The following is a 23,597-nucleotide window of genomic DNA, read 5'->3' as shown; positions in this document are numbered from 1 at the left end:
ATGATCGTTGAAAATGCCGCTTTTTACGATTTACAATGTCCTAAAAATTATGCTTTCGGGAAAATAGATATTGTTACGAAAACATGATTTCTTAACCTGCGGCTTCTTCAGCAATCAATAGCTTTGTAAAACTCTAGTTGTCTCATTAGACGCATCATCCATTGACTGAAAAAGCCTGTCGCTATCGCTAAAATGAATTCTAATAATCACTTGTGATATCTTATAGACCTTTTTCGTTTAAAATCACTGTCAATCGTCGTCTGGTGATCAATTGATGCACACTGGATCATACAATTCATTCATGAAGCCGTTTCAGATCATTCGCTTAAGTCTTGTTCGTAATTGTTGCTGCTTGCTGATTCAAAATGAGTTCTTCTTTTGATTCATCATCATTCATGTTAAAAAATTTCCAGATCAATTCTAAAAAATATTTTTTGTGTACGAACAGATTCAAAAGAATGCTTTATAGTTGCTATGACAAGATTCTTGATTTAAAAGCCTCTTTCATTTTACTTCTTTTAAGGTTTGAGAAAAACTAACATTTTTCTCAAACCTTAAATTGTCTCTTGGGTCCTCCTTTATCGCCAATAATCATTATGCAAAAAGAAAAAAGCTCTTCGACAGTTGTCATCGAAAAGCTTCTATAAATTAAATTTCCCAAATTTCAAGTGCAAGTTAGCCACTTATTGAAATTCATTGGTTATTTAGTTTTTGTTGGTTATCTAGCGGCTAAGGATAACTCTGATAGCTCATTCAATAAACACTCACGCGGAGTGGCGTACCCCAATATTCTTCTCGGCAAATTGTTCATCCAATCCTGTACACGACGAATGGTGGTCAACGCTACATCTTCCATGCGTGTTCCTTTCGGTATAAAACGGCGAATCATTCCATTATGATTTTCGTTGGTCCCTCGTTCCCATGAAGAATAGGGATGGGTGAAATAAACTTCTGTAATATCTTTAAGAAGTGTGGATAGATCAGCGAATTCAGCACCATTATCTGAAGTAATCGTTTTGAAAAGCACTTTGAAATTGTTGCCCGCTGCTTCTTTTAAAGCGGTCAGTGCACGATCAACTGGATCAGTTGCTTTTCCATCGATTTTGATCATCACTTCGTAGCGTGTTTTACGTTCGGTCAAAGTAAGCAATGCTTGGTCTTTGCCAACGCGCAGACCGTTTACCGTATCGATTTCCCAATCGCCGAATCGCTCACGTGTATCGACAATATCTGGACGTTTTTCAATTAAATCACCTAGAATTTTTTTGTTTCGTCTGCTTTTTGGCTTATTGGTCTTCCGTCGAACTTTGAGGTGGAGATCAATGTTCTTCGTTTCCATCAAACCGAGATCAATATAGTTGTATAGGGTTGTGGTACAAGGGATCTTTTCGTTAGGAAACAATCCTAGTTTCTTTGCACGACCAACAACGACATCTGGTGATTGCTTTTCTTTCTTCATTTGATGATCGGCATACGCCATGAAATTCGGTAAAGCAACCCACTTCATTTGTTTGCGGGAATTCGTTCGGGCATTTTCGTAAGCGGCTTGACCAGCATCTGCGGAATAAACAAACGATTCATATTCGTAGGTTTTACTGTTTTGAACTTGCCGCCTGATTTGGCGAACCGTACCATCTTTTACTTCGCTATGAATGGTTTGAGGAGCACGATCAAGTAGTTTGGCGATCGCTCGATTCGAAAGTGGTTCGTCTAATTGTTTCCAGGCTTCAATTTTATTTCGCTCTTCAAAATTAAGGTGTTTGCCTTTGCGTAAAAATGTGGTATTCTCATTTTGCGTCATTGTCATTTCATCCTTTATTGATTGTGTAGGAACTTCAATAATACATGAAATTGGGCAATGACGTTTTTTTATTTTATGAAGTGGCTAAGTTCATTTTAAAATTCGCTATAAATTAAATTTGGATTGTCTTTCTTTTCTTTTATAAATGACAGGCAGAAAAATCATTTAGTTTTGGGTTAAATAGATTTTGTTAACCATAAAGAATTTTTGTTTCTATATCTAAATCTTATAACTTTCTGTAATTTTCTGTAATCTCTGAGGACCTTCCAACGTTTCATTTTCTGCATCTATAGTGAAATTAGCCTCACTTCTCTCAAATAGAATCGAACCAATCTCGCAACAAAAGCACCCTTGTTCCAATTTTTCTCCATGGACAACTTTACACTATGAGATTTTTGATTATTTATTTGATGGATTTTTTTAAATTAACTAACTCGATAGCAGTTTGTAAACTTTCTTCATCTTTAATAGGAACCAAAACTGCGTTAAGCTTCCCTGTTTTGTCAATCGATGCACCGTTAGCTTCAAGTTTGTTAAACAGCTCATGAGCTACAAGCTGCGGCCAAATTCTTTCACCAAAGAAAACACTTACTTTGATACCAGTCTCCCAAACCGAGATCCAGCCAAGATTTTTCTTTTTAAAGAGTATTTTACTTAACCAATTATTTCCGTCCTTATAGTAATTCCAATCCTCTTTGTAGGAAAATTTATGGATTTCATCTAATAGTTGCTGGTAAAGTGTTAAATCTTCAATGGATAAATGCTTTGCTAAATTCTCAATAGTCGGAAATTCTGATTGGTCCTTTAAAATTGGTTTCATTAAAAACGTCTCCTTTTTTCCTAAGTTTAACAAGTGAAACTTGTAACCCGATGTCAAGTTTTGTATTTCCTTCTCAAATTTTCAATTCGATTAGCCATTTTTTCACGGTACTCCCTGGGTTCTAAAACTTCTAAATGGTCACCAAACGAAAACAAGTAATTCACTGTCGTTTCATCGTCAGGAAATCTTACGAAAGCGAGCAAACTGCCATCCTCGTTTTCCACGATATTATTGAACTCTTCTTGCACTCGATAGGCGACCCCCTGATCGAATAGAAGCGTCAGCTCAACTTTTTTTTGCGATGATGCTTCTGTTTCTGAGAACACTTTCTTCGGTGTTTCTCGAACGAAGTCTTCCGATAAAATCTGTAAATCACGCATCCTAGCGATTTTGAAAAGTCGAAAATCTGCTCTGACACGACAAAAAGCATAGAGATACCATGCTTTATTGCGGAAAACAAGTTTTAGAGGTTCAAGTTCTCGCTCAGTAAATTGTCCCTTACTGCTGAGATACTTCACTCGAATGACTTTTCTACTAATAATGGCACGCTGAAGCGTATCGAAAAATTGGGTGCGCAGACCGGTCCAATCAGAAAAGTCGATCTCTAGCCAATCCAGACTTTCTTTTTTAAACAAGGTGTTGAGCTTAGAAACCAATGAACTGCTGAGAGTGCCATCGGTGAGATTGAAGTTTTGCAGCGCAATCAGGATTTCTTCTTGTTCCTCATCTGAAAACACGGCTTTGTCTAAGACGTAGTTCTCTTGAATAAAGATACCGCCGCCTTTTCCTCGAACGGCATAGACCGGGATACCGGCAGCACTTAAAGCGTCTACGTCGCGATAAATCGTGCGGGCTGACACTTCAAATTTCTCAGCCAGATCGGGCGCAGTCGCAGAGCCGGCTTCTAATAGGATAAAAAGAATTTGTAATAATCTGCTTTCGATCATAGGCTGCCCTCCCCTCATAATCAAGCATATCATGAGGAAGGGACAAGCGAAAGCTCAGAGCTAACTATTTCTTTTTAGTACTCCTGCTGTACTTGCTTCAAATCAATTTCATCAGGAGGGCGTCGATTCATCACCACCTTACTCTTAATGCCCTGCTTCATGACAGGAATAGTCTTCTCTTCTAGCAATTTTTTCAATTTAAACTGAAAAACTAGTATTCTATAAACTATTAGTCATAGAATCTCTTGCGATGAACAATTTACTATTATTGGCATTCAGTGAATTTAGCACTTGCCAAGCTGTTACATTCCGATGAGACACGGCGAAATCCTCCAGTTTATTTCGATCCATATTTACTAAAGTATGTATATCCAGTATTGTGTTTATACTAAACTACTTCATATAAAAAAATCTTTCGAGTGAATAATTTATCTGCGACATCCAGAATTTCCTTCTTTCGAATCTCTGAAAAAGAAACCAAAAAACACTCAAAGAATTGCTCCTTTAAGTGTTTGATTGGATTATATCTATTTAGCTGTTAGTGCTGCTTTCTTATTTAAAAAGAATGGACGATAATAAGCTGTAGCATTACACATCGGCAACACTTCTTCACTCAAAGCAATACCGATTTCTTCTATTAAATAGCTGCGGCGCGCCTGCATTCGTACCCACATTTCTGGACAATCAGTCTGGATTGTTTTCCGCAGCTGTTCATCAGCAATAACTATCCCGCCTTCACAGCTAGCTCCGGAATAACCAGGAACTGAGGGAATAACATCAAACTGAAAAATCATACCGCTCTTAATTGTTTCGCGTGAACTAGGATAAACAGGAGAGGCTAACCATTCTTCATCAGCACATAGATGCCCCGGGTTCAGATGCCAGCCGTATTGTTCCTTCGGTAAGACCTCTTCAATTATATTGTAAAGATCAGCTCCGTTCATTCCAACAGCAATGGTTTCGAACCATGTTTTCACAGCATTGAAATAAGGCTTCGCCACACGATCCAGATAATCCTGCTCAGCTTCAGGAAGCTCCTCTTTCGTATTCACCGCATAACCGCCGCGACTTTGAAGGCCACCTTTGTAGCCGCATGTCATAGATATCCGATCACCCAGCTGAATTTTCTTGCCAGTAGGATAAAGATTGGCTTTTTCAAAACGTGCTCCTGTCGCCATAATCGTCACTACACTCGGAGTTTGTCCGAGATCATTCAAGTAAGCGCCGACTTCCATTTCACTTTTTCCCAGCTCCAGCTGATCCATAGCATTCAACATACAGTTTCCCGCCACCATAGCGCCGAACTCATAATGCGCGATCTCATTGACATTATTTGTCGTGCGCAGGCCTTTTTCTCCGATCATTAAGTAGGTAGCGTTTTTTAAAATCGCTGCTGGTGCTGCTTGTTTCAGCCCATCCACTAAAAAGTATGGCAAATCATAAAGCGTGCGATTGTCTTCTTGCTGACTAGTAAAGTTTTTCCAGCCAATCAGTCCAACTGTTTTAGCCTTATCTAGTCGAGTTTGCTTTAAAATATCCGGTACACTCAAGCTAGTTTCCATTGGTTGGTTTGGCAATGAAAAATGCGGCATGTGAACGGCCTTTGCTTCGATCCGGGCAAAAGGTACCTTATTTAAGTTTTCATTACCTAATACTAAATACGCTTCGCCATTTTGGTGAATAACTAATAGCGCCTCCTCAAAGCGGGGAACGAAACCAGTGAAATATTCAAAATTACCGCCGTGCTCTAAGTCCGCGTAAATAGCCACAGCATCATAATTTTCTTGCTGCATTTTTGTTAATAAATTGTTCTTACGTGCCGTCATTGTTTCATCAGTCAGTTGAACCGGCACCACATTTTCATCGAATGTTGGTGAAGTTACTTTTTCTAATTTGATCACGATTATTTAATCCCTCCATTTTTTCCTATCATACCATAGGCTATAATGGGAAAATACTCACTTTAATCATTATTTCAGAAGGTTTTATTGCTCAGTGTAACTAAATAGCTCGCTTTTTTTTAAGAAAATCGGTAAAATTATAATGATAACTACTATTATTTTGAAAGGAGTGCGCTATGAAACAATTACTAAACTCCTCTACCTATCGACGCATTCAATTCGTGGAATTTTTAGACCAGTTGCCCTCTTGGTGTGATATCAAAGAAGCAGCTAGAACAGTTGATTGCTCGGTCAAAACACTTTTATCTGACATTGATTTTATCAATGAATTTTGGGGTGACTATATTTACATCGAATATTCAAAATTCCAAGGCGTACGATTGAACAACATTACCTCAAATAAGCTGGGAAATGTTTACGGTCAAATCTATCATGAATCTTTGGAATTTCAATTTGTAGAGAAGATGCTCTATGAATCTAATCAGGATGCGGATTATTGGATCAATGAGCTGTTTATGAGCGAGGCATCCTTTTACCGCATGGTCAATGCGTTGGAAGAATTTTTGGAGCGGCGCGGACTGCAGCTTGAACGATCTCCATTTAGGATCATTGGTCCAGATGAACGCTGGGTACGCTTCTTTTACCAACAATACTTTACTGAGGCCTATGGAGTCAATGAGTGGCCCTTCACTTTAGACCATGAAGAAACGACCTGTTTTATCATGCGAACATCAACCGACTTTGATGTTGCTTTGGATGATCGGGAGATTCAAGAAGCTGCTTATCTGTTCATGGTAACGCTAAACCGAATGTATCAAGGGTTTTATTTGCCAGAAAACGTTTATGCGGAAGAAGATGATACGATTGATAAGGTTTTAGACTTTAGTCGCCCCTTTGCTGAGCATCTTTTAGCAAAAACGGATTTCACACTACCGAAGCAATGGTACAAAGAAGTTAGTCGAACAGTTTTCCATGAATTTTATAATTGGGATAATCCCGAACAGATTGTGCGAATCAATGGAAAAATCGAGACCTTTTTAAAAAATGTCTCTCAGGCAATCGAATTTCCATTGGATCGAGAAGATAAACGCAAAATCATCCAAGAAATGATGTCTTGGTATGTCGAGTATAATTTCTATCCTTATCGTCAGACGATGCTGTTTGATAAACATCAGAAATTCGCGCGCGAGATCCAGCTAGTCTACCCTATCTTCTCAACCTTAGTAAAGATTCATTTGCAGGATATCGAGAAAAAATCACCAGAGCTGTGGACGGATATTCGTTTAAACAGTATCTTTTTCCTATTGATGAAGGAATGGACCCATTTGCCGATTCAATTAGAAAAACTGCGGCGTAAGGTAAACATCCTAGTCGTCAGCGATCTCGGACGAAGGCATGCAGAAATGTTACGGGACTTCTTGATCGCTAACTACAATAAACGCATTGTTGTCGACACTTTCAATGAGCCAGTGATTTCCACCGGACCAGAAGATTTCAAGAATTTTGCTTCGTACGATATCGTGCTTAGCAATAATCCAATCCAAGGCTACGAAAATGAGAACGTTCTGATCGTAAATAACTTCTTCTCAGCTTCTGATCGTGAGAATCTTCTGAACTTTATTGTCAAGATTCAAAAAAATGAGTCACGTCGACATTTAAAACAACTCGGCAATATCAAAATGAGAACCGCCCAGGAAATCTATTTTTCTCAACAAGTAATGAACAAATAAGAGCAGTGCCGCTGTATACGGCACTGCTCTTTCGTGTTTATTTGTTCGCAAAGACAATCAGGTTGTAATCATCATTAATACATGTCTGCAAAGTAATGCGTTCTCCACCGCCAGTACCTGTAATCTGATCCCAATAGTCGGTACCATCCGCCGCCATGCCAGAGTCATCAACAGTGACGATTTGGGAAACTGTATATGAGGTTACATTGTTACCACTATCAGAAACATCGATAGTCGCACCATTTCCTAATGAGAATAGTACGTTGAAAATTCCAGGGTTATGCCCAATAAAATGAGTATTAGATCCATCATTTCCTGATTGGACAGAAGCTCCACCCCATGTTGCGACTTGATTTGGGTTGGCATCAATGATCGCTTGCCCGTTACTTTGGCCAGCATTTAAATAGGTAATGAATTGACCATTGATCTTCATTTGACTAGCCTGCATTGTTGTTGGTTCAGGGTTTGCTGCATTTTGCGTCTCGACTGGTGCGGCTGTTTCCTTCGTTGGCTCAGCTTCATTGACAGTCGGTGCCGGCCGACTATTTATCACAGCTGATTCATTAGTCGATTCAACAGTTGCTGGTTCAGGTTCTTCCGCGCTGTTTACCACCGGTGTTTCATCACTGTCTTGAACAGCTGGTTCACTTTCAACGGCAGCTGTGCTGCTGGTTGTTGTCTGACTGCTCGATTCTTCAGATGATACTTCAGACGATTTTATCGTTGAATTCTCCGAAGAGGTGCTGGCTTCTTTACTTGTAGATTGCTCTGATGTCTTTTGATCCGTTGTACTTGGTGAGCTTTCCTGAGATTGACCAAATACAGATGCAGCGCCGGTAGAAATAAAAAGCGCAGCGATTATCATAAATTTTATATAGCTACTCATGTTCCGTTCCTCCTAAGCAAAAAGCTGTTTGCTATTTGCCTACAAATTAACGGAAAATCGGGCTTTCTTCTTAAATCCCGCTCGTAAAATAACTATCGATATTATAATAATCTGGCAAAATCTATTAATAATGGGATTTCCGACAATATTTTCATAACTTTCTTTTGAGCAGACAAATCTGGTCGAGCAAATAATTAGGAAAATCATTAACTAGCAGCGTATTTTTATATATTACGAAAAATCGTTAGGAACTAATTGATACTCTTCGATTGTGGTAAAAAGCTCGAAACGTTGCTTCGAAACCAAAGTTTTTATATAATCTTTTAAAAAATTTAAAAGTGTGTCAGGAGCTGTCGTATCAACGATATCCTCATATGTTTTACATCCATAATTATTCATTATAGCCAGCAAAAGAATCTTTATAAAGTTCTTGTCAAACGCTTTAAAAAGACTTTTATAAAACTCTGGTGATTCAGAGGAACCTTTTAAGTATTCCTCGAGATCTTCTGGGGTTGAAATATTTGTAGCAATTAGATTGATTTTCCCCTTTTGATCCGCGACAGAATAGGCTTCCATTAATTGATTAAAACAGATTGATGACATTGTTGGAGGTAACTCTAATAGCTTCTTCTTAGGAGTAGTGATGATAAAAAAGTGAACTGTGCTCTCAGACACTATCAGTTGAAGAACCCTGTTTCGTAGCTGCAGAAAAACTCGACGATAATAATCATTCTTTTGAAAAAGCGGATCTAACTCAGGAAAATGAGTTTGATTTTTAATCCGTTCCAACACATATTGCGCTTCAACTCTATTTAGCAACAGTGAGTTGATCCCGCTTTTTCCGACTAATAGTTTCCCAATTATCTGTCTAAAGGCGATTTCAAACAAATTGTTCACATCCTTGCGGTAATCAAATCCTAGTTTTTGTTGATAATGGTCCATTAATTCATAGATTTGGTGCTCTGGAATACTCTTAAGAAAAAGGACCTCCGCAGCCAGATTCTGTAAGTAGCGTTCATAAAAATCAATACCAAGAAAATCTGCTGGAACAGACTCAGCAAGCTGATAATCCAAAAACGCCTGATCAACTTCAGCTGCACCATACTCAATATCGTATTTAGTAAAAAAATTACCGATTTCACTCAGACTTTCTTCCAGTGATTCAATACCAAAACTTTGATAATTATCCACGATTCCCTGATAGATGTCCTGAAGCTCAGCTAATCGGTCCTTCAACTTCGCTTTGCCCTGTTCAAATCGTTCGGGCAACTCCCCCTCTTCGCCACTTTCTAGAACAAACTCGATTGACTGCCGAATCCTCTCCGCTTGGTCAATCGGCATGACACTAGAACCGCTTAAGCGTTCCTGTAATTTCTTCATAAAGAAAGGATAAAACGCTGGATCTAACAATTCATTTTTCATTCGTCTTCCTCCAATTCTGGGAAATCTTCAAAGGAGCCCTGCAGCATTTCTAAATCGCTATCATATTTTCGATAACGTCGCTCGATTTCTTCAAGAATTTCTTGGTCCGTCACTTGGCTGGAATGGTACGCTCGTAAATAATAAAATATCGCTTGGCAAACTGATAAATGCTCAACATAATCACTTCTGTAAAGGATTGGTTCTGAAGCTAAGAAACTTGCTACTAGCTGTGAATTATCCCGGCTAAAATCAATCAGATGATGCTCCTTAAAAAGTTGCGTCCTCTCTTCAGCGATTTCAGAGAAATCTGCAGCAGATAATTGATAGCTTTTATGATTCTTCAGAAGCTGTTGATTAATTTGGGTTCGTGATTCTTCTGTCTGTTCAGTTAAAAAATAGTTAAATAACGATAAATCAAATTTTGTCATCTTTGAGTTCGCCTCCTTCACAGACTAAATAGCACATAGTTAGTAAAAAGACAATCTTGAAATTCTATCAAAAATGTGGTACTATAAAGTAAGTTAAGGAAGACAATTTAAGTCTTCCTTAACTTTTTTTCTTCTTATTTTTTATTATTGGCGGATAAGTAAATGTTTGAAAATAACAAATATATTGTTATCAGTACAAGTTGATACTTCATACTAGCCTTCTTCGGAAAGGAGTTTTACATGGTCTACCTTACCTTTCTTTACCTATTACTCGTCCTATTTGTTATTTGGGTATGGAGCCCGCCTGCTATCATTCGAATGATCATTTTGATTGGTTTAATTATCCTTTATTCATTGTCTACTCGATGGATAAAACACAAAACAAAGAGTTAAAATAGAGCCAAAAGAAAGCAAGTCAGATCAACTCTGACTTGCTTTCTTAAAAGTGATTTGTCGAATCATGATCGGCTTCAATGGCGCATCTTGAGTATCACTCTCTTGGCTTGCAATCTTCCGTACAACCGACATACCTTCAATGACTTGACCAAAAACAGTGTATCGACCATCCAGCTCAGGAATTCCACCAACCGCTTCATAATGAGAGCGAACCTTCAACGGCAAATTCATTCTATATAACTGTTCCTTATCCACGTGATTCCGTTCCACAATGTAAAACTGATTGCCGTTAGTGTTTGGACCATGATTGCCTAAACAAACTGCCCCATCAAAATGATACAATCCTTCATCCACTTCATCCTCAAAGTATCCACCATAAATCGATTGCGCCTCATCACCAGAACCGTCCAAGGCTCCGCCCTGAATCACAAAATCTTTGATCACTCGGGCAAATGGCGTGCCGTCATAAAAGCCTTGTTTTGCTAATCCGCGCCAATTCTTAACCGCTTTCGGGGCATCCTGCTGAAATACTCTCAAAGTTATTGTCCCTGCATCCGTTTCGATCTGACAAAGCTCCTCATTCGAACGAACAGCTGTCAGCTGTAGCAAATATTGATTTGGATATTTTATCCCATGATCCTGTTCCACTACTTTTTGAATATACCACTCCAGCTTCTCAACACCTAGACGAGCAACTTTAATCAAATACGTGTACTCTTTTTTCGGTGTAGCAACACGGTAGGATACTAAACCGCGTAAATTATTGTAACTATCTCCTTTAACTTTATATAAATTTATAAAGCGAGCTTCTAGGAAGGTTAATTCTTGTCCCTTTAACGGATTGAATTTTTTAACTTCTTTTCCTAAAACGAAGGGATTGATATTTATATCATTTCCAGTTGCTAATGCTTGAGTAAATTCGCTTAAACGCTCCTTTATTTCTGCCTCATCCCAATGTCGAGGAATCAAATGTTTAATGATGGTCTCATCGATCAGCTTCTTTTTAGCTATAACGGCAGCTGCACCCAGAATTCCCGCAGCTAAAACAACTTTGCTCTTTTTCATGTCCTACCTCCAACCTTTACTTTTGTTAATTGTACCAGAAAATGACATGGTCAGTCATTCTCCTAAAAGTTAATAAGGAATACACTTTTCGTACGCATACCATCGGACTATCCTCATCGAGCGAGATTTTACTATGCATTGCTCTTCTTGCTCACTTACTTTACAGAACTGCGAAAAGTCCGACTGGCAAAAAGCTTCTCCGGCGGTTTGCTGGAGAAGCTTTGCTTTTATATAATCCCTTTATCAATTTGCTTTAGTTTACGATAATGAGCATTCGTTAATTCTAATTCAGCGGGGGTACCTTGCATTGTCAAGTGACCGTCTTCAATGAAGATAACTTGATCCATCGCATCAATTCCTTGTAAATGATGGGTGATCCAAATAACGGTCTTCCCCTCCAACTCATGGAAGAATGTATTGATCAAGGCCTGTTCTGTTACAGGATCGAGTCCAACGGTCGGTTCGTCTAATAAGATGATCGGTGCTTCCTGCAACAGGATCCGAGCTAGCGCTAAACGCTGCCGTTCACCGCCAGAAAAGCGTAACCCAGCTTCATCTATCATTGTTTCTAATCCTTCTGGCAAGCTTTCTACTAATTCACTCAACCCAACACGGGTCAGCACCTGCCAAAGCTCAGCTTCATCCGCAGATTCGTTCCCGATTCGCAAATTATTCGCGATCGTCGTATGGAATAAATATGGTGTTTGGTGAATCACTCCAATATATTTACTAATATCATCACCAAACTTGTACGTATCCTCTCCATTCAGCGTAATTGCACCTTCAGTTGCTCGCAGATCACCACGAATCAAATTAGCCAACGTACTCTTTCCCGAGCCGCTGCGTCCTAAAATCGCCATTTTCTGACCTGGATTCAGTGTCAACTCAATACCTGATAAAACTTCCTTGGTACTTTCTGGATAATGATAATGAACATTGTCAATTTTCAAGGTCAAAGCACCTGAAACAGTCGATATCAAATCATCAATTTTCTGAATCTCTGGAAGACCATTCAAGTTTCTGATGGAATCCTGATAGCTGTTCGTTTCCTGAGCCGCGGCTGGCAATGGCGCAAAGGCATCAATCAATGGAAAGACGGATAGAACAAAAGCTGCTATCCAATTTGCTGCTCCCCCATGATTTCCGGGGAACTGTCGGCTCGTCCACAACAATAAGGCAATCGTTATGATACCAAACATCAACTGTAAAATGAAGTTGCGCTTGCGCTGAAAGCTTTGCAGCTTGCGATTGACAGCTCGCAAGGCTTCTTCGGATTCCTCGTGATGGTTCACATAATCCTGCCCTCGTTGACTAAATATCCAGTCCGACACACCCAAAACATTATCAGTTAAGTCACTATACAGCTGATTCTTCATCTGCTTTTGTTGCTCCTGACGAGCACCGTTGATGATTACCGACCATAGCGGTAGTAAAAAGACAACGATTCCTAGCAACAGCAACATTACTAATGCAAAGAATGGTGAAAAGTAGCCGATCCCGATAATAATAAAGACATACAGCAGCCAAGCGATAATTGTTGGAAAAATCGTCCGCAGATACAAGTTTTGGATATGGTTGATATCCTCAGAAAGCAAACCAAGAATATCTCCTGTCCGATGATTCTGTTTGAAGAAAATGGCATCTTGCTCCAATGAATCATACAGCTTCACACGCAAATTTGACGTCATCTTCAAAACCCAGTTATGGCTGACCAAGCGTTCGACATAGCGAAAGACTGGACGCCCAATCCCAAAAGCACGCGTCAATACGATGGGAATGTAGATCATCAAAATGTTCTCCGGTAACGAAGCGGCTCGACTAATCAAGAAACCTGAGTTGAACATCAAAGCTCCGGCACAGAAGAAAGTAATGAAACCTAGCGTCAAAGCCAAAATCAACGATTTCTTATATTGTTTGAAAAAGGGTTTGACCCATTCATCGGTCTTTAATACTTCGAATAATCCGATCTGCTTCATGCTTCTTCACCTCGCAATGCCTGACTCAATTTAGTAAAGGCGCCATTTCTTTGTTTCAGTTCTTCTAATGTTCCCTGCTCAATAAGCTCGCCATGATCCATCACTAGCAGATAATCCATTTCTGATAACCAATGCAGACGGTGAGTCGCAAAGAACACCAGATGATTATCCATCAATGGCAACATTCGTTCCTTCAGTTCTACCTCTGTCTCAATATCCAAATGTGCTGTCGGTTCATCGAATAGTAAAATTTTCCGTTCTTGATCCAGAAATGCTCTAGCTAATGCGATCCGCTGCGCTTGTCCTCCACTAAGTGTACGTGCTCCCTCACCTAGTTTTGTATCCAACCCCTCAGGTAGTTCTTGAAGTAATTCCGTTAATCCCGTGACTTCTATCGCTTTTAGAATTTCTTCATCGCTAGCTTGCGGATGATAGAAGGCAATATTTTCCCGAACTGAGCGTTGGAAAATATAAGGATTCTGTGGGATATAAATCAATTGTTCCTGCCACTGAGGCTGATCAAAAGCCGTCAAAGCTTGTTCATCAAATCTGATTTGACCTTTATCAGGCTGCAAAAATCCACTCAACAAATTGATCAGTGTTGATTTTCCTGATCCGCTCATACCGATGACTCCAATTTTTTTGTATCCCTGTACCTCGAAATCAACTTCTGCACCAAGTTTATCTGCGTAATTATACTGCATATTAACACTCAATTGACTGTCAGTTGACCAAGTCGGTAAACCAATCGTTGTATCTTGCTTCTCTGGCAGATCCAAAATTTGATTCACAGCATCCATCGCATTTTTTCCATCCAAAGTCGCATGATAATCACTAGAAAAATCTCGGATCGGCAAGAAATACTCTGGAGCCAAAATCAGTACGGTCAAAGCCGGAAATAAGAAGATTGCTTCATTGATTAAACGCAGTCCCAGCAAGACCGCCACGACTGCCACAGATAGAGTCGTAAAGAAATCCAACGCAAACGTCGACAGGATCGCGATCTTCAAGGTACTCATCGTCGCCTTGCGGAATCGCTCACTGGTAGTAAAAATACTTTTGCTATATTGCTTACTGATACCGAAAAATTTCAGCGTATCGATTCCTCGCAGTGAATCGATAAAATGATTCGATAATACTTGAAAGACCTTGTATTGCTTATCTGCTTTACTTTGAGCCGCATAACCTAAAATAATCATAAAGATAATGATGATCGGAAAAACGATCAATAACACGATCCCCGATTCCCAGTCCAATAGAAAAATCGCGACTAATAAAATCCATGGAATGATCATCATATTCAGCATTTTAGGTAAAATCAGATGCAAATACTCTTCTACCTGATCGATCCCATCTAATGCAGTCGTAACCACACTCCCAGTCCCTTGCTTTTGCACGACCTGCGGACCTAATCGAAAAATCTTCCGCAGCAATTGACTACGCAGATCCTTAGCTTGTTGATACGCATACTCTTCCAGTACATGCTCCCGCAGATAAGTCATCAAATGACGTAGCGCAAAAGAACCGAAGAATAGTAGCATCCAGTTTATTTGGTTGTTTAAGCCTTCGTTCCATAAATGAGTGATCGTCATGGATAAACCATACGCTTGCCCAATTATAAAGATTGCTTGCAGGACCGCAGATCCTGCAAGCAACATTAGAATTTTTTTGATTCCGGGAAGTTGTAATAACTTCTTGTCGATCATGATTGTACCTCTACTCCAACCTCATGCGGATGTTTGATCCGTTTGCGGAAAATGTAATATGTCCAAGCTGTATATCCTAGAACAAATGGTAAGATCGTCAATGAAATGTACGACATAATCTTCAAAGTATAAGGACTTGAAGACGCATTTGCGATTAATAGATCATTGCCTGGGATCGAACTGATCAATACACGTGGGAACAATCCACTAAATAATAGTGCAACCAATGCGATCAACGTAAAGCCGCTCATCATAAACGCCAGCATTTCCTTATTTTTATAAATAGAGACATTCGCGATTACTGTCAGTAACACGATCACGGCTAATAAAATCAACGTTACCGCAAAATTGTTTTGGAAGAAATCTGTTTGAAAATACATCAAGATAGCGAAAATAATCAAACCGACGTACAACACCCAATAGAGCATTTGGGCATAGTTCTTAGCCCGATAACGTACTGGACCTTCTGTACGCAATGCGATGTAATTCAAGCCATGCAAATAGCATAATAACGTCAAGGCAACGCCGCCGACCACTGAATACAAGTTGATATAGTCAGTAAAAGTCGCCATCATATTATGATCCGCGTCCAACGGCATTCCTTGGATCATACTAATGAACAAAACGCCGAAGAAAAATGGCACTAAGAAACTGCCAATGCTCAACGTCCAGTTCCACAACTGTTTGCGTTCCTTCGGCATATGACTGCGAAACTCAAAAGAAACACCACGAATAATCAAGCCGAATAAAATGATAAACAAAATCAAATAGTACCCGCTGAACAATGACGCATACCAATACGGGAATGAAGCGAACATCGCCCCGCCGGCTGTCAGCAACCAAACTTCATTGCCATCCCAAACGGGTCCAATTGTCTGAACAATCTGATCTTTTTCATGCTCATCATGAGCTAATGTCTGTACGGACATCCCGACACCGAAATCAAAGCCTTCTAAAAAGAAAAAACCGGAAAACAAGACGCCGATCAATAAGAACCATAATAATTGTAAGCTACTCATGAGTGAATGCCCCCCTGTCGAAAGGATCAACGGAATCATTTTCTTTTGAAATCTGATCCAATTCAGGTCCTATGTTTAATTGCCGTTTCACTAGATAGATCATCGTTACCGCCAAGCCTGAGAACAATAGGAAGTAAATGATGTTTGAAGTTAACAATGAAGCAACTGAAACATTTGGCGAAACACTGTCTTCAATCGTAAATAAACCGTAAACGGTCCAAGGATAGCGGCCTAATTCAGTCACCAGCCACCCAGCTGTATTTGCCAAAAACGGTGCGAAGGTACAAAGCGCCATCACCCAAAGCATCCAGCGTTTCTCATACAAGACTGGTTTCTTTTTCCGAGTAAAGAACAAGCCGAGAATCGCTACCAATAGCATTAACATACCGAAGCCTGCCATGATCCGGAAATTCCAGAACAAAACATTCACTGGCGGATAGTAATTACGATCACCATATTTTTTGACTAATTCCTTATTGACGGTATCCATCCCTTTAATCGAGCCAGAAGGCTTATTATAAGAAAGAATACTTAAAATATACGGAATTTGTACACCAAAGACCTGCTTATGCTCCCGCTCGTTATCCCAAGCGATCAAGGTCCAAGCTGCCGGATCACCGGTATCCTCATAGGTTCCTTCCATCGCCGCAAACTTCATTGGTTGACCTTCAATCAAGGCCTTCATTTGCGCATCACCTGCACCTAGAACCATGATTGAACCAAATAAAGTAATTACAAGTCCAATACGCATCGACTTCATAAAGAATTCTCGCATTGGTTTGTCTTTGCGTTTTAACAATTGGAACGCCGCAAGTCCTGCCGCGATCATTCCGCCCATGGTAATTGCTGCTGCCAGCACATGGCCAAATTCATACAGCACTTTGGGATTAGTGATAACCGCGCCAAAATCTGTCATCTCTGCCCGCCCATTACGAATAGCGTAGCCGACTGGGTGCTGCATAAAACTATTTGCCGCTAAAATCCAGAAAGCTGATAGCATCGAAGCAATCGTCACTAACCAAATAAAGAGCACATGGACCTTTGGCTTCACACGATCCCACGTAAACATCCAGAGTCCTAAGAATGTCGACTCCATAAAGAAAGCTAATAATGCCTCAATTGCTAATGGCGCGCCAAAAATATCTCCGACGAACCGTGAATAATCTGACCAGTTCATCCCAAATTGAAACTCTTGGATGATCCCAGTCACGACGCCCACCGCAAAACTCAATAGGAATATCTTTCCCCAGAATTTCGCCAGCTGCAGGTATTTTTCATTTTTCGTTTTAACATATAACGTTTCCATAATGGCAACAACCAATACCATCCCAATCGAGAATGGCACAAAGAAAAAGTGAAAAACCGTCGTCATAGCGAACTGAAAACGGGCCAACGTCACTATATCCATTTTAATTCCTCCCCTACTATTGTGAATAACAAAACTAAAATAAATCTCTTTCTGTAATAACTATAATCCTTAAGAAATAAATTGCCAAATGTTCAGCTTAAGCGCTTTTTATTCACGAAAGTTGATGAAAGAGGAAAATAACTATTTAGAAGAAAATAATTGATGATTTTTGCGAATAATACAAGTGTTGTTGTTTTTCTTGAAAAAAAAATTCACTTAATCAGCCCTGTATGACACATTTTTCTAGGAAGAATTCGAAAAGTTATGCAAAAAGACCACCATCACAGGTGATCTTTTCTACTAATTTTTCTGTTCATTTCCATAATAGACTTCTAAATGCTGGGGCAATACTTTGAATGACAGTGGCAGTGCCGGCCCTTCATCGCCATCGACACTGGGATGCAGGTCGACTTCTTCTTTCATTGTCAATCGTCCTTCTGTAAAAGGTGTATAGCCGATATTCTCGGTGGATTGGTCCACACCTTTAATGATATCAGGCAGGCTTTTCAATCGATCTGTAATACTTTGATCCTTCAAATAAAGCAGATACAGATTGCCATCATTATTTTTAGCCTCAGGCACGATATGAGTAAATCCGCCAATTGTCCTTGTTAGAACTATGACAACTGCACTGCTTTCTATCTCGGTCTTTTCTCCATCGATCTCTAAGGTGAAGTGATAATTTTCATCGTTGAAGACTTCTTTAACGCCATTCACAAAATAGGCTAGCTTGCCGAACTTGGTCTTCTCTTCTACATCCACATCGCTGATGGCTTCGGGAATACTTCCGACCGAGACGATATTCATGAAATAATCATCGTTGATCTTGCCAATATCCAGTGAAGTCTTTCGTTCAGGGTCAAATGATGCGATTGCTTGTTCTGGGTCCATCGAAATATTTAGCGAACGTCCTAAATCATTCACTGTGCCTAATGGGAAAAAGCCGAAATTCGGTCGATAATCTTGTTCGGCTAAACCGCTGATGGCTTCATTGACTGTACCATCGCCACCCATCGCAAAGACACTATGCGCTTTTTCTTCTGCTGCTTTTCGTGCAAAATTCGTTGCATCGCCTTCTTTTTCGGTTTCTTTTACTTCGATTTCATCAAAAAATTGTTCCAATTTTTCTCTTGCTTGACTAGTATATTTTTTCGCTTCTTCATTCCCAGAACTGGGATTGACAATCAATACTGCTTTTTTCATTGTTTCGCTCTCCCCTTTTCGCTTTTCTGGAAAAATACGTTTAAGTATCCGTTTTCTATTTCTTTTTCAGTATAACAGGGAAAGGCGGAATATTTGTTGGAGATGAGATGCTTTACACAGAATATTCAATTGATTTCAAAACAAAACTGGCCTTCCCTTCCAGAAATGACCATAGTTAAAACAATAATCCAACAAAAAATGTCACAAAAACAAAACATTTCAGAACTTATTTAAGAAACGAAAGCGAAATATGTTGACAAAACCCTAGGGATCATTGTTATCCTATTAATGAAAAACATTATAATTAAGCAAACATCAGAGAGGAGTCCTAATGAAAGTCCAAAAACAAATAATAGAATACATTACCAAACGGGGAGAAAGATTAGCTAATGAAATTGATTTAATCGTGTGCTACGGTTCTTATGTGACAGGAAATGCTACCGCACTTTCTGATGTTGATTTGTTCTACATTCCTCGCACAGATAATCATGAACTGTCGGAGACATTCATTCTGAATGGTGTCGGCTACGATATTTTTCCTTTATCTTGGGATATTCTGCAAGATATCGCCGACTTCCACAATCATCTATCCCCTTTACTAGGTGATTCAATCATTCTTTTCAGCCATTCGGATAAAGAGCGGCAGCGCTATGAGGAACTAAAGGAACGAATGGAACGAAATATGAATGATGAAGACTTAATGAAGAATCGTGCGATTAATAGATTGAAAAAGGCAGCGTTGTACAATTCACAAATCCAGCAAGCCACTGATTTGAGCTTGGCGCGAGAATTAGCAGTTAAACATTTAAATACGCTAACAACCTGTATCGCCTATCAAAATCAAACGTATTTCCATAAAGGTCTCAAAGAACAATATCAAGAATTGCAGATGTTCACTCGACTACCGGAAGACTTTTTGGCTCTTTATCAGGAAGTTCCACAAGCACAAAATTTGTCCGCACTTCAGTCTGCTACTGGTAAACTATTCTCAACAGCTACTGCTTTTTCTTATCAGCCAACCGATTACTACATCAAACCGGATTCACCCAAAGAAATGAGCGCAGCCACACCCGACTACCATCAAGCAGCCATTTGGTACGAGGAGGTTTGTTCAAGCTTCAATAAGATATATGCCTGCGAACTATCAGGCAATTATATCTTAGCCTTCTTGACCGCTGGCAGTTTGCAGAGCTCATTGAAGGAAGATTTATCGATTAGTATCGCAACGAAGGAACTACTAAGTGTATTCGATTGGAAGAATCTCGCGCCACTATGCCAACGTGCTCGTGAGATTGAACGAGATATCACCATCAGCTTTATTACTGCTGGCATCACCTTGCATCGTTATAAGACGATTGATGAGCTATATCAATACCATGGATTATTAATGAAATGAAAAAACTGTAATCTCTCGTTTTTGCGAAAGATTACAGTTTTTTTAACTAGTCATTTAGGTTATAGCGTAATTTCATGTGTTCTGAACCAGAAATAACCATATCACCAAATAGTTTGGTTTGACGTTTGAAGGATTCGTCAGCCAATTTTTCGTTAGCTTCTTCTAAGAATTTTTGGACGTCTGATTGATCTCCAACGACTTTATCTGTTTCATTTTGGATGACATGATAAGCGGACATGGCTTCTAATTCGAAGGTGTTACGGAAATCAACGTAGAAATTGTAATCTGTATCGCCTAAAAGCGCGGTCGCACAGCTTAACCAGTACATATTGTTCATATCGAACGTTCCTGTCGCATCTTTGTAGCAAGCTGGTGTGTCGTTAACATTTGAATAGAATGGAACAACTGTGTTAAATGTGTTGGCACCATAAGCCAACCAATGAACACCGGCAATTTCAGCGGGTACATTATTGCGAATTTGCAGGATGTGTACATTATGGTTGCGGTTGATTCCGATTGGACGAATCAATGTTTTTTCTGCTTCTGTACCGTCACCGTAAGGATCGTATTTCGTATTTTCAAAGTGAGAACTCAAGACGAATTTCACGTCTTCAATCGAAATTTTGCGGTTTGCTCGACAAATGAATGGCAAGTCTTGATCCATTGGATCTTGTTCTACTTCAGGAGTAAAGTATTTTTGACCGTACCAAGCACGTGGATTGTTATAAACAGTATCCTTAATGGAAGAGCTGCCGAAAATATGACGCAGGTTGTAGCCTTCAAAATCTGGATTCAAATGGTTGTCTTCAATCAATGCTTTTAAATCAGCTGAGCAAAGCGTATCTGCTGAATCAAAATCAAAGTCGTCAATATTCATACGGTTTGGCGCAACCACATAAGCATCGTCTGGAATGCGGACCGCTGCCCAATGATGTCCACCGATGGTTTCCAACCACCAAACTTCATCCTTGTCAGAAAAAGCAATACCGTTTGGTTCATATGTTCCGTATTCTTCCAATAATGCACCTAGACGTTCGACGCCTTCTTTGGCGCTATGAATGTAAGGTAAAACCAATGTAACGATATCTTCTTCGCCGATGCCGCCTTCAACATAAGGATCAAGTCCTTGAATACGTGGATTTGTCGTGATCGTTTCTGTCGCAGACATCGCAACATTTTCACTATTGATTCCCGCTGCTGGCCAAATACCATTGGTTAAAATCGAGTTTGGCATTGAGGTATAGCGCATTGGATTGTCAGGCAGATCAACTTTCACGCCGCTAATGACTGCTTGATAGTGTTTTGGTTGATCTTCTGGTTGAACTACCACAAAACGTTGTGGGTCTAAAGCTTCATGCCCATCATCGTTCCTTGAAATAATAGTTGAGCCATCAATTGATGCATTCTTTCCGACTAGTACAGTGGTACATGAACCTTTTACTCTTTTTGTCATACTTGAAACACTCTCCCTTTTCATGGTAATTCAAGTATAACGCTAATAAAAATAAACACCAAACGAAATCCTATTGAAAGATTTCCGCTAACAGTTCTCCAGTTTTTTCAGTGCCCTGTTCTTCCAAAGAACTGACGATTTTAGAACCAATCACCACACCATCGCAAACTTGCTGGAATTTTTTTACGTGTTCACTGGTTGAAATACCAAAGCCAGCTAATACAGGAATCTTACTAATCGCTTTGACCTTTGCCAAATGTTCCATTAAGTCATTGCGGAAATTTTGATCTGTTCCAGTGATTCCATTGACTGTGACAGCATAGATAAAGCCTTCAGCATCAGCAACCAAATCTTCGATACGTTCAGTCGGACTAGTCAAGGAGACCAAGGTCAGTAAAGCCATATTCCCTAGATCCGGCAGCACCAAATCACGATGTTCGTATGGCAGATCAGGAATAATAAAACCTTGAACATCCGTGCCCTCTAAATCTTCAACTAATTCCTTGAGCCCATAGTGGAAAAAGGAATTACTATAGCCCATCAAAATCAATGGAGCTCCTGAGCGAATTTCATGCAGTTTTTCCACCAGCTTCTTCAACGTCACCTGTTGAGCAAATGCCCGTAATCCTGCCGCTTGAATCGTTGGACCATCCGCAACCGGATCTGAAAAAGGGACCCCCAATTCGATTGCCGCTGCACCTTGATCAACCAACATCGCAATTTCTTCCTCTAATTTATCTAAGCCTTGAGCCCCGGCCATGATATAAGGGACAAATAATTTTTCGGTCTCTGCTCTGCTTTTTAAAGTCTCTGTCAATGGCTTCATTTTACTGCCTCCATTCGTTCTTTGATTTGTTGAACATCCTTGTCACCACGGCCGGAAAGGTTCATGACAATTATTTGATCTTTATTCATTGTCGGTGCCACTTTCATCACTTGAGCCAAGGCGTGTGAACTTTCCAAGGCTGGAATAATGCCTTCTAAGCGTGATAAATAATGGAAGGCTTCCACCGCTTCCTCGTCATTGATTGCGGCATATTCAGCCCGACCGATATCATGTAAGAAAGAATGCTCTGGACCTATTCCCGGATAATCTAAACCAGCCGAAATTGAGAATGCCTCTAAGACCTGACCATCATCATCCTGTAGTAAATGCATTTTGGCACCATGTAAAATCCCAATACTGCCCTTGTTGATAGATGCCGCATGTTCCTCTGTGTCTAAGCCATGACCCGAAGCCTCCACGCCCATCAAACGGACCTCGTCATCTTCAATAAAAGGATAAAACATCCCCATTGCATTACTGCCGCCGCCGACACAGGCCATCACTAAGTCAGGTAATCGACCTTCTGCTTCCGAAATCTGTCTGCGAGTTTCAATACCGATCACGCTTTGATAATCGCGAACGATCTCAGGAAACGGATGCGGACCTAACACAGAGCCCATCACATAATGAGTATCCTCCACCGTTGCAACCCAATAACGCAGTGCTTCATTCACTGCATCCTTCAGTGTTCTACTCCCAGAGGTCACGCTTTCCACCTTTGCTCCTAACAGCTCCATTCGGAAAACATTCAGAGCTTGCCGCTTCACATCAATCTCCCCCATGAAAATGGTACACTCCATGCCGAATAGTGCAGCCGCTGTTGCTGTTGCTACGCCGTGTTGCCCAGCTCCTGTTTCTGCCACAACTTTGCGTTTGCCCATTTTTTTAGCCAAGAGTACTTGCCCTAAAGCGTTATTAATCTTGTGAGCCCCTGTATGATTCAAATCCTCTCGTTTCAGGTAAATCTTGGCCCCACCCAAATCGGTGGTTAAGCGTTCCGCGAAGTAAAGAGGATTTTCTCTGCCTACATATTGCTTCAAATAATAGTTCAGTTCTTCTTGAAATTCCGGGTCTTTTTTCGATTCCTCATACGTTTTTTCTAATTCTTGAACGGCGTACATCAAAGTCTCAGGGACAAACTTCCCGCCGTATTCTCCGTAAAAACCTGCTTTATTGGGTTCTTGATACATGTAATCGCTCCTCATTCATATTAT

At 40.1% G+C, this 23,597-nt stretch carries 18 protein-coding genes; 2 read left to right on the top strand and 16 right to left on the bottom strand.

Translation table 11 applies throughout. The annotated features are described in order from the left end of the window. Positions 1-718: 718 nt before the first annotated feature. The 4 genes from AC4J95_RS04680 to AC4J95_RS04665 all read right to left on the bottom strand — a co-directional run bounded on the left by AC4J95_RS04680 (position 719) and on the right by AC4J95_RS04665 (position 5,469). Complete coding sequence (locus AC4J95_RS04680) at positions 719-1,801, bottom strand: IS30 family transposase (protein ID WP_494548808.1); 1,083 nt, start codon at positions 1,799-1,801, stop codon at positions 719-721. 403 nt (positions 1,802-2,204) lie between these two features. Continuing rightward, entirely contained in the window at positions 2,205-2,621 is a 417-nt protein-coding gene (locus AC4J95_RS04675; protein WP_494548807.1) for a DUF3788 family protein, read from the bottom strand. 53 nt (positions 2,622-2,674) lie between these two features. Then, positions 2,675-3,568 (bottom strand): helix-turn-helix transcriptional regulator, encoded by an 894-nt coding sequence (locus AC4J95_RS04670; RefSeq protein WP_494548806.1) that lies wholly within the window; start codon positions 3,566-3,568, stop codon positions 2,675-2,677. Between the two features lie 527 nt (positions 3,569-4,095). Continuing rightward, positions 4,096-5,469, bottom strand: coding sequence for a M24 family metallopeptidase (locus AC4J95_RS04665; RefSeq protein ID WP_494548805.1), 1,374 nt, complete (start codon positions 5,467-5,469; stop codon positions 4,096-4,098). A gap of 176 nt (positions 5,470-5,645) precedes the next feature. On the opposite strand from AC4J95_RS04665, the gene AC4J95_RS04660 reads away from it, so the two are divergent. Beyond that, positions 5,646-7,199: an AcpB/EbpR/MafR family transcriptional regulator gene (locus tag AC4J95_RS04660; RefSeq protein ID WP_494548804.1), complete on the top strand. Its 1,554-nt coding sequence runs from the start codon at positions 5,646-5,648 to the stop codon at positions 7,197-7,199. A gap of 37 nt (positions 7,200-7,236) precedes the next feature. Here AC4J95_RS04660 and AC4J95_RS04655 read toward each other — a convergent pair whose 3' ends face one another. The 9 genes from AC4J95_RS04655 to AC4J95_RS04615 all read right to left on the bottom strand — a co-directional run bounded on the left by AC4J95_RS04655 (position 7,237) and on the right by AC4J95_RS04615 (position 18,708). Beyond that, positions 7,237-8,085: a class F sortase gene (locus tag AC4J95_RS04655; RefSeq protein WP_494548803.1), complete on the bottom strand. Its 849-nt coding sequence runs from the start codon at positions 8,083-8,085 to the stop codon at positions 7,237-7,239. Positions 8,086-8,316: 231 nt separating this feature from the next. After that, complete coding sequence (locus AC4J95_RS04650) at positions 8,317-9,507, bottom strand: DUF6179 domain-containing protein (RefSeq protein ID WP_494548802.1); 1,191 nt, start codon at positions 9,505-9,507, stop codon at positions 8,317-8,319. Next, complete coding sequence (locus AC4J95_RS04645) at positions 9,504-9,935, bottom strand: DUF6323 family protein (protein WP_494548801.1); 432 nt, start codon at positions 9,933-9,935, stop codon at positions 9,504-9,506. The genes AC4J95_RS04650 and AC4J95_RS04645 overlap by 4 nt, the downstream gene beginning before the upstream one ends. 420 nt (positions 9,936-10,355) lie before the next feature. Beyond that, on the bottom strand, positions 10,356-11,396 hold the full coding sequence (locus AC4J95_RS04640; RefSeq protein WP_494548800.1) for a peptidylprolyl isomerase: 1,041 nt from the start codon (positions 11,394-11,396) through the stop codon (positions 10,356-10,358). Between the two features lie 227 nt (positions 11,397-11,623). Further along, positions 11,624-13,372, bottom strand: a complete 1,749-nt coding sequence (gene cydC / locus AC4J95_RS04635; protein WP_494548799.1) for a thiol reductant ABC exporter subunit CydC — start codon at positions 13,370-13,372, stop codon at positions 11,624-11,626. After that, on the bottom strand, positions 13,369-15,078 hold the full coding sequence (gene cydD, locus AC4J95_RS04630) for a thiol reductant ABC exporter subunit CydD (protein ID WP_494548798.1): 1,710 nt from the start codon (positions 15,076-15,078) through the stop codon (positions 13,369-13,371). Before cydD ends, cydC begins: the two co-directional genes overlap by 4 nt. Then, the gene (cydB, locus tag AC4J95_RS04625; protein WP_494548797.1) at positions 15,075-16,097 is read right to left on the bottom strand and encodes a cytochrome d ubiquinol oxidase subunit II; all 1,023 of its coding nucleotides are present in this window, start codon (positions 16,095-16,097) and stop codon (positions 15,075-15,077) included. Before cydB ends, cydD begins: the two co-directional genes overlap by 4 nt. Next, positions 16,090-17,505: a cytochrome ubiquinol oxidase subunit I gene (locus AC4J95_RS04620; RefSeq protein WP_494548796.1), complete on the bottom strand. Its 1,416-nt coding sequence runs from the start codon at positions 17,503-17,505 to the stop codon at positions 16,090-16,092. Before AC4J95_RS04620 ends, cydB begins: the two co-directional genes overlap by 8 nt. Before the next feature lie 300 nt (positions 17,506-17,805). Continuing rightward, complete coding sequence (locus AC4J95_RS04615; protein WP_494548795.1) at positions 17,806-18,708, bottom strand: diacylglycerol/lipid kinase family protein; 903 nt, start codon at positions 18,706-18,708, stop codon at positions 17,806-17,808. Between the two features lie 331 nt (positions 18,709-19,039). Between AC4J95_RS04615 and AC4J95_RS04610 the strand changes: the two genes are divergently transcribed. Further along, entirely contained in the window at positions 19,040-20,104 is a 1,065-nt protein-coding gene (locus tag AC4J95_RS04610) for a nucleotidyltransferase domain-containing protein (protein ID WP_494548794.1), read from the top strand. A 46-nt stretch (positions 20,105-20,150) separates the two neighbouring features. Here the strand turns inward: AC4J95_RS04610 and AC4J95_RS04605 are convergent, their stop codons facing one another. The 3 genes from AC4J95_RS04605 to trpB all read right to left on the bottom strand — a co-directional run bounded on the left by AC4J95_RS04605 (position 20,151) and on the right by trpB (position 23,573). Then, entirely contained in the window at positions 20,151-21,557 is a 1,407-nt protein-coding gene (locus tag AC4J95_RS04605) for a C69 family dipeptidase (protein ID WP_494548793.1), read from the bottom strand. Positions 21,558-21,627: 70 nt separating this feature from the next. Beyond that, complete coding sequence (gene trpA, locus AC4J95_RS04600) at positions 21,628-22,383, bottom strand: tryptophan synthase subunit alpha (protein ID WP_494548792.1); 756 nt, start codon at positions 22,381-22,383, stop codon at positions 21,628-21,630. After that, positions 22,380-23,573, bottom strand: coding sequence for a tryptophan synthase subunit beta (gene trpB / locus AC4J95_RS04595; protein WP_494548791.1), 1,194 nt, complete (start codon positions 23,571-23,573; stop codon positions 22,380-22,382). Before trpB ends, trpA begins: the two co-directional genes overlap by 4 nt. Positions 23,574-23,597 lie beyond the last annotated feature (24 nt).

The sequence above is a fragment of the Enterococcus sp. GPZ-007 genome (assembly GCF_059374735.1).
The sequence above is the reverse complement of the archived record's forward strand: the minus strand, read 5'-3'. Positions and strand labels throughout refer to the sequence as shown.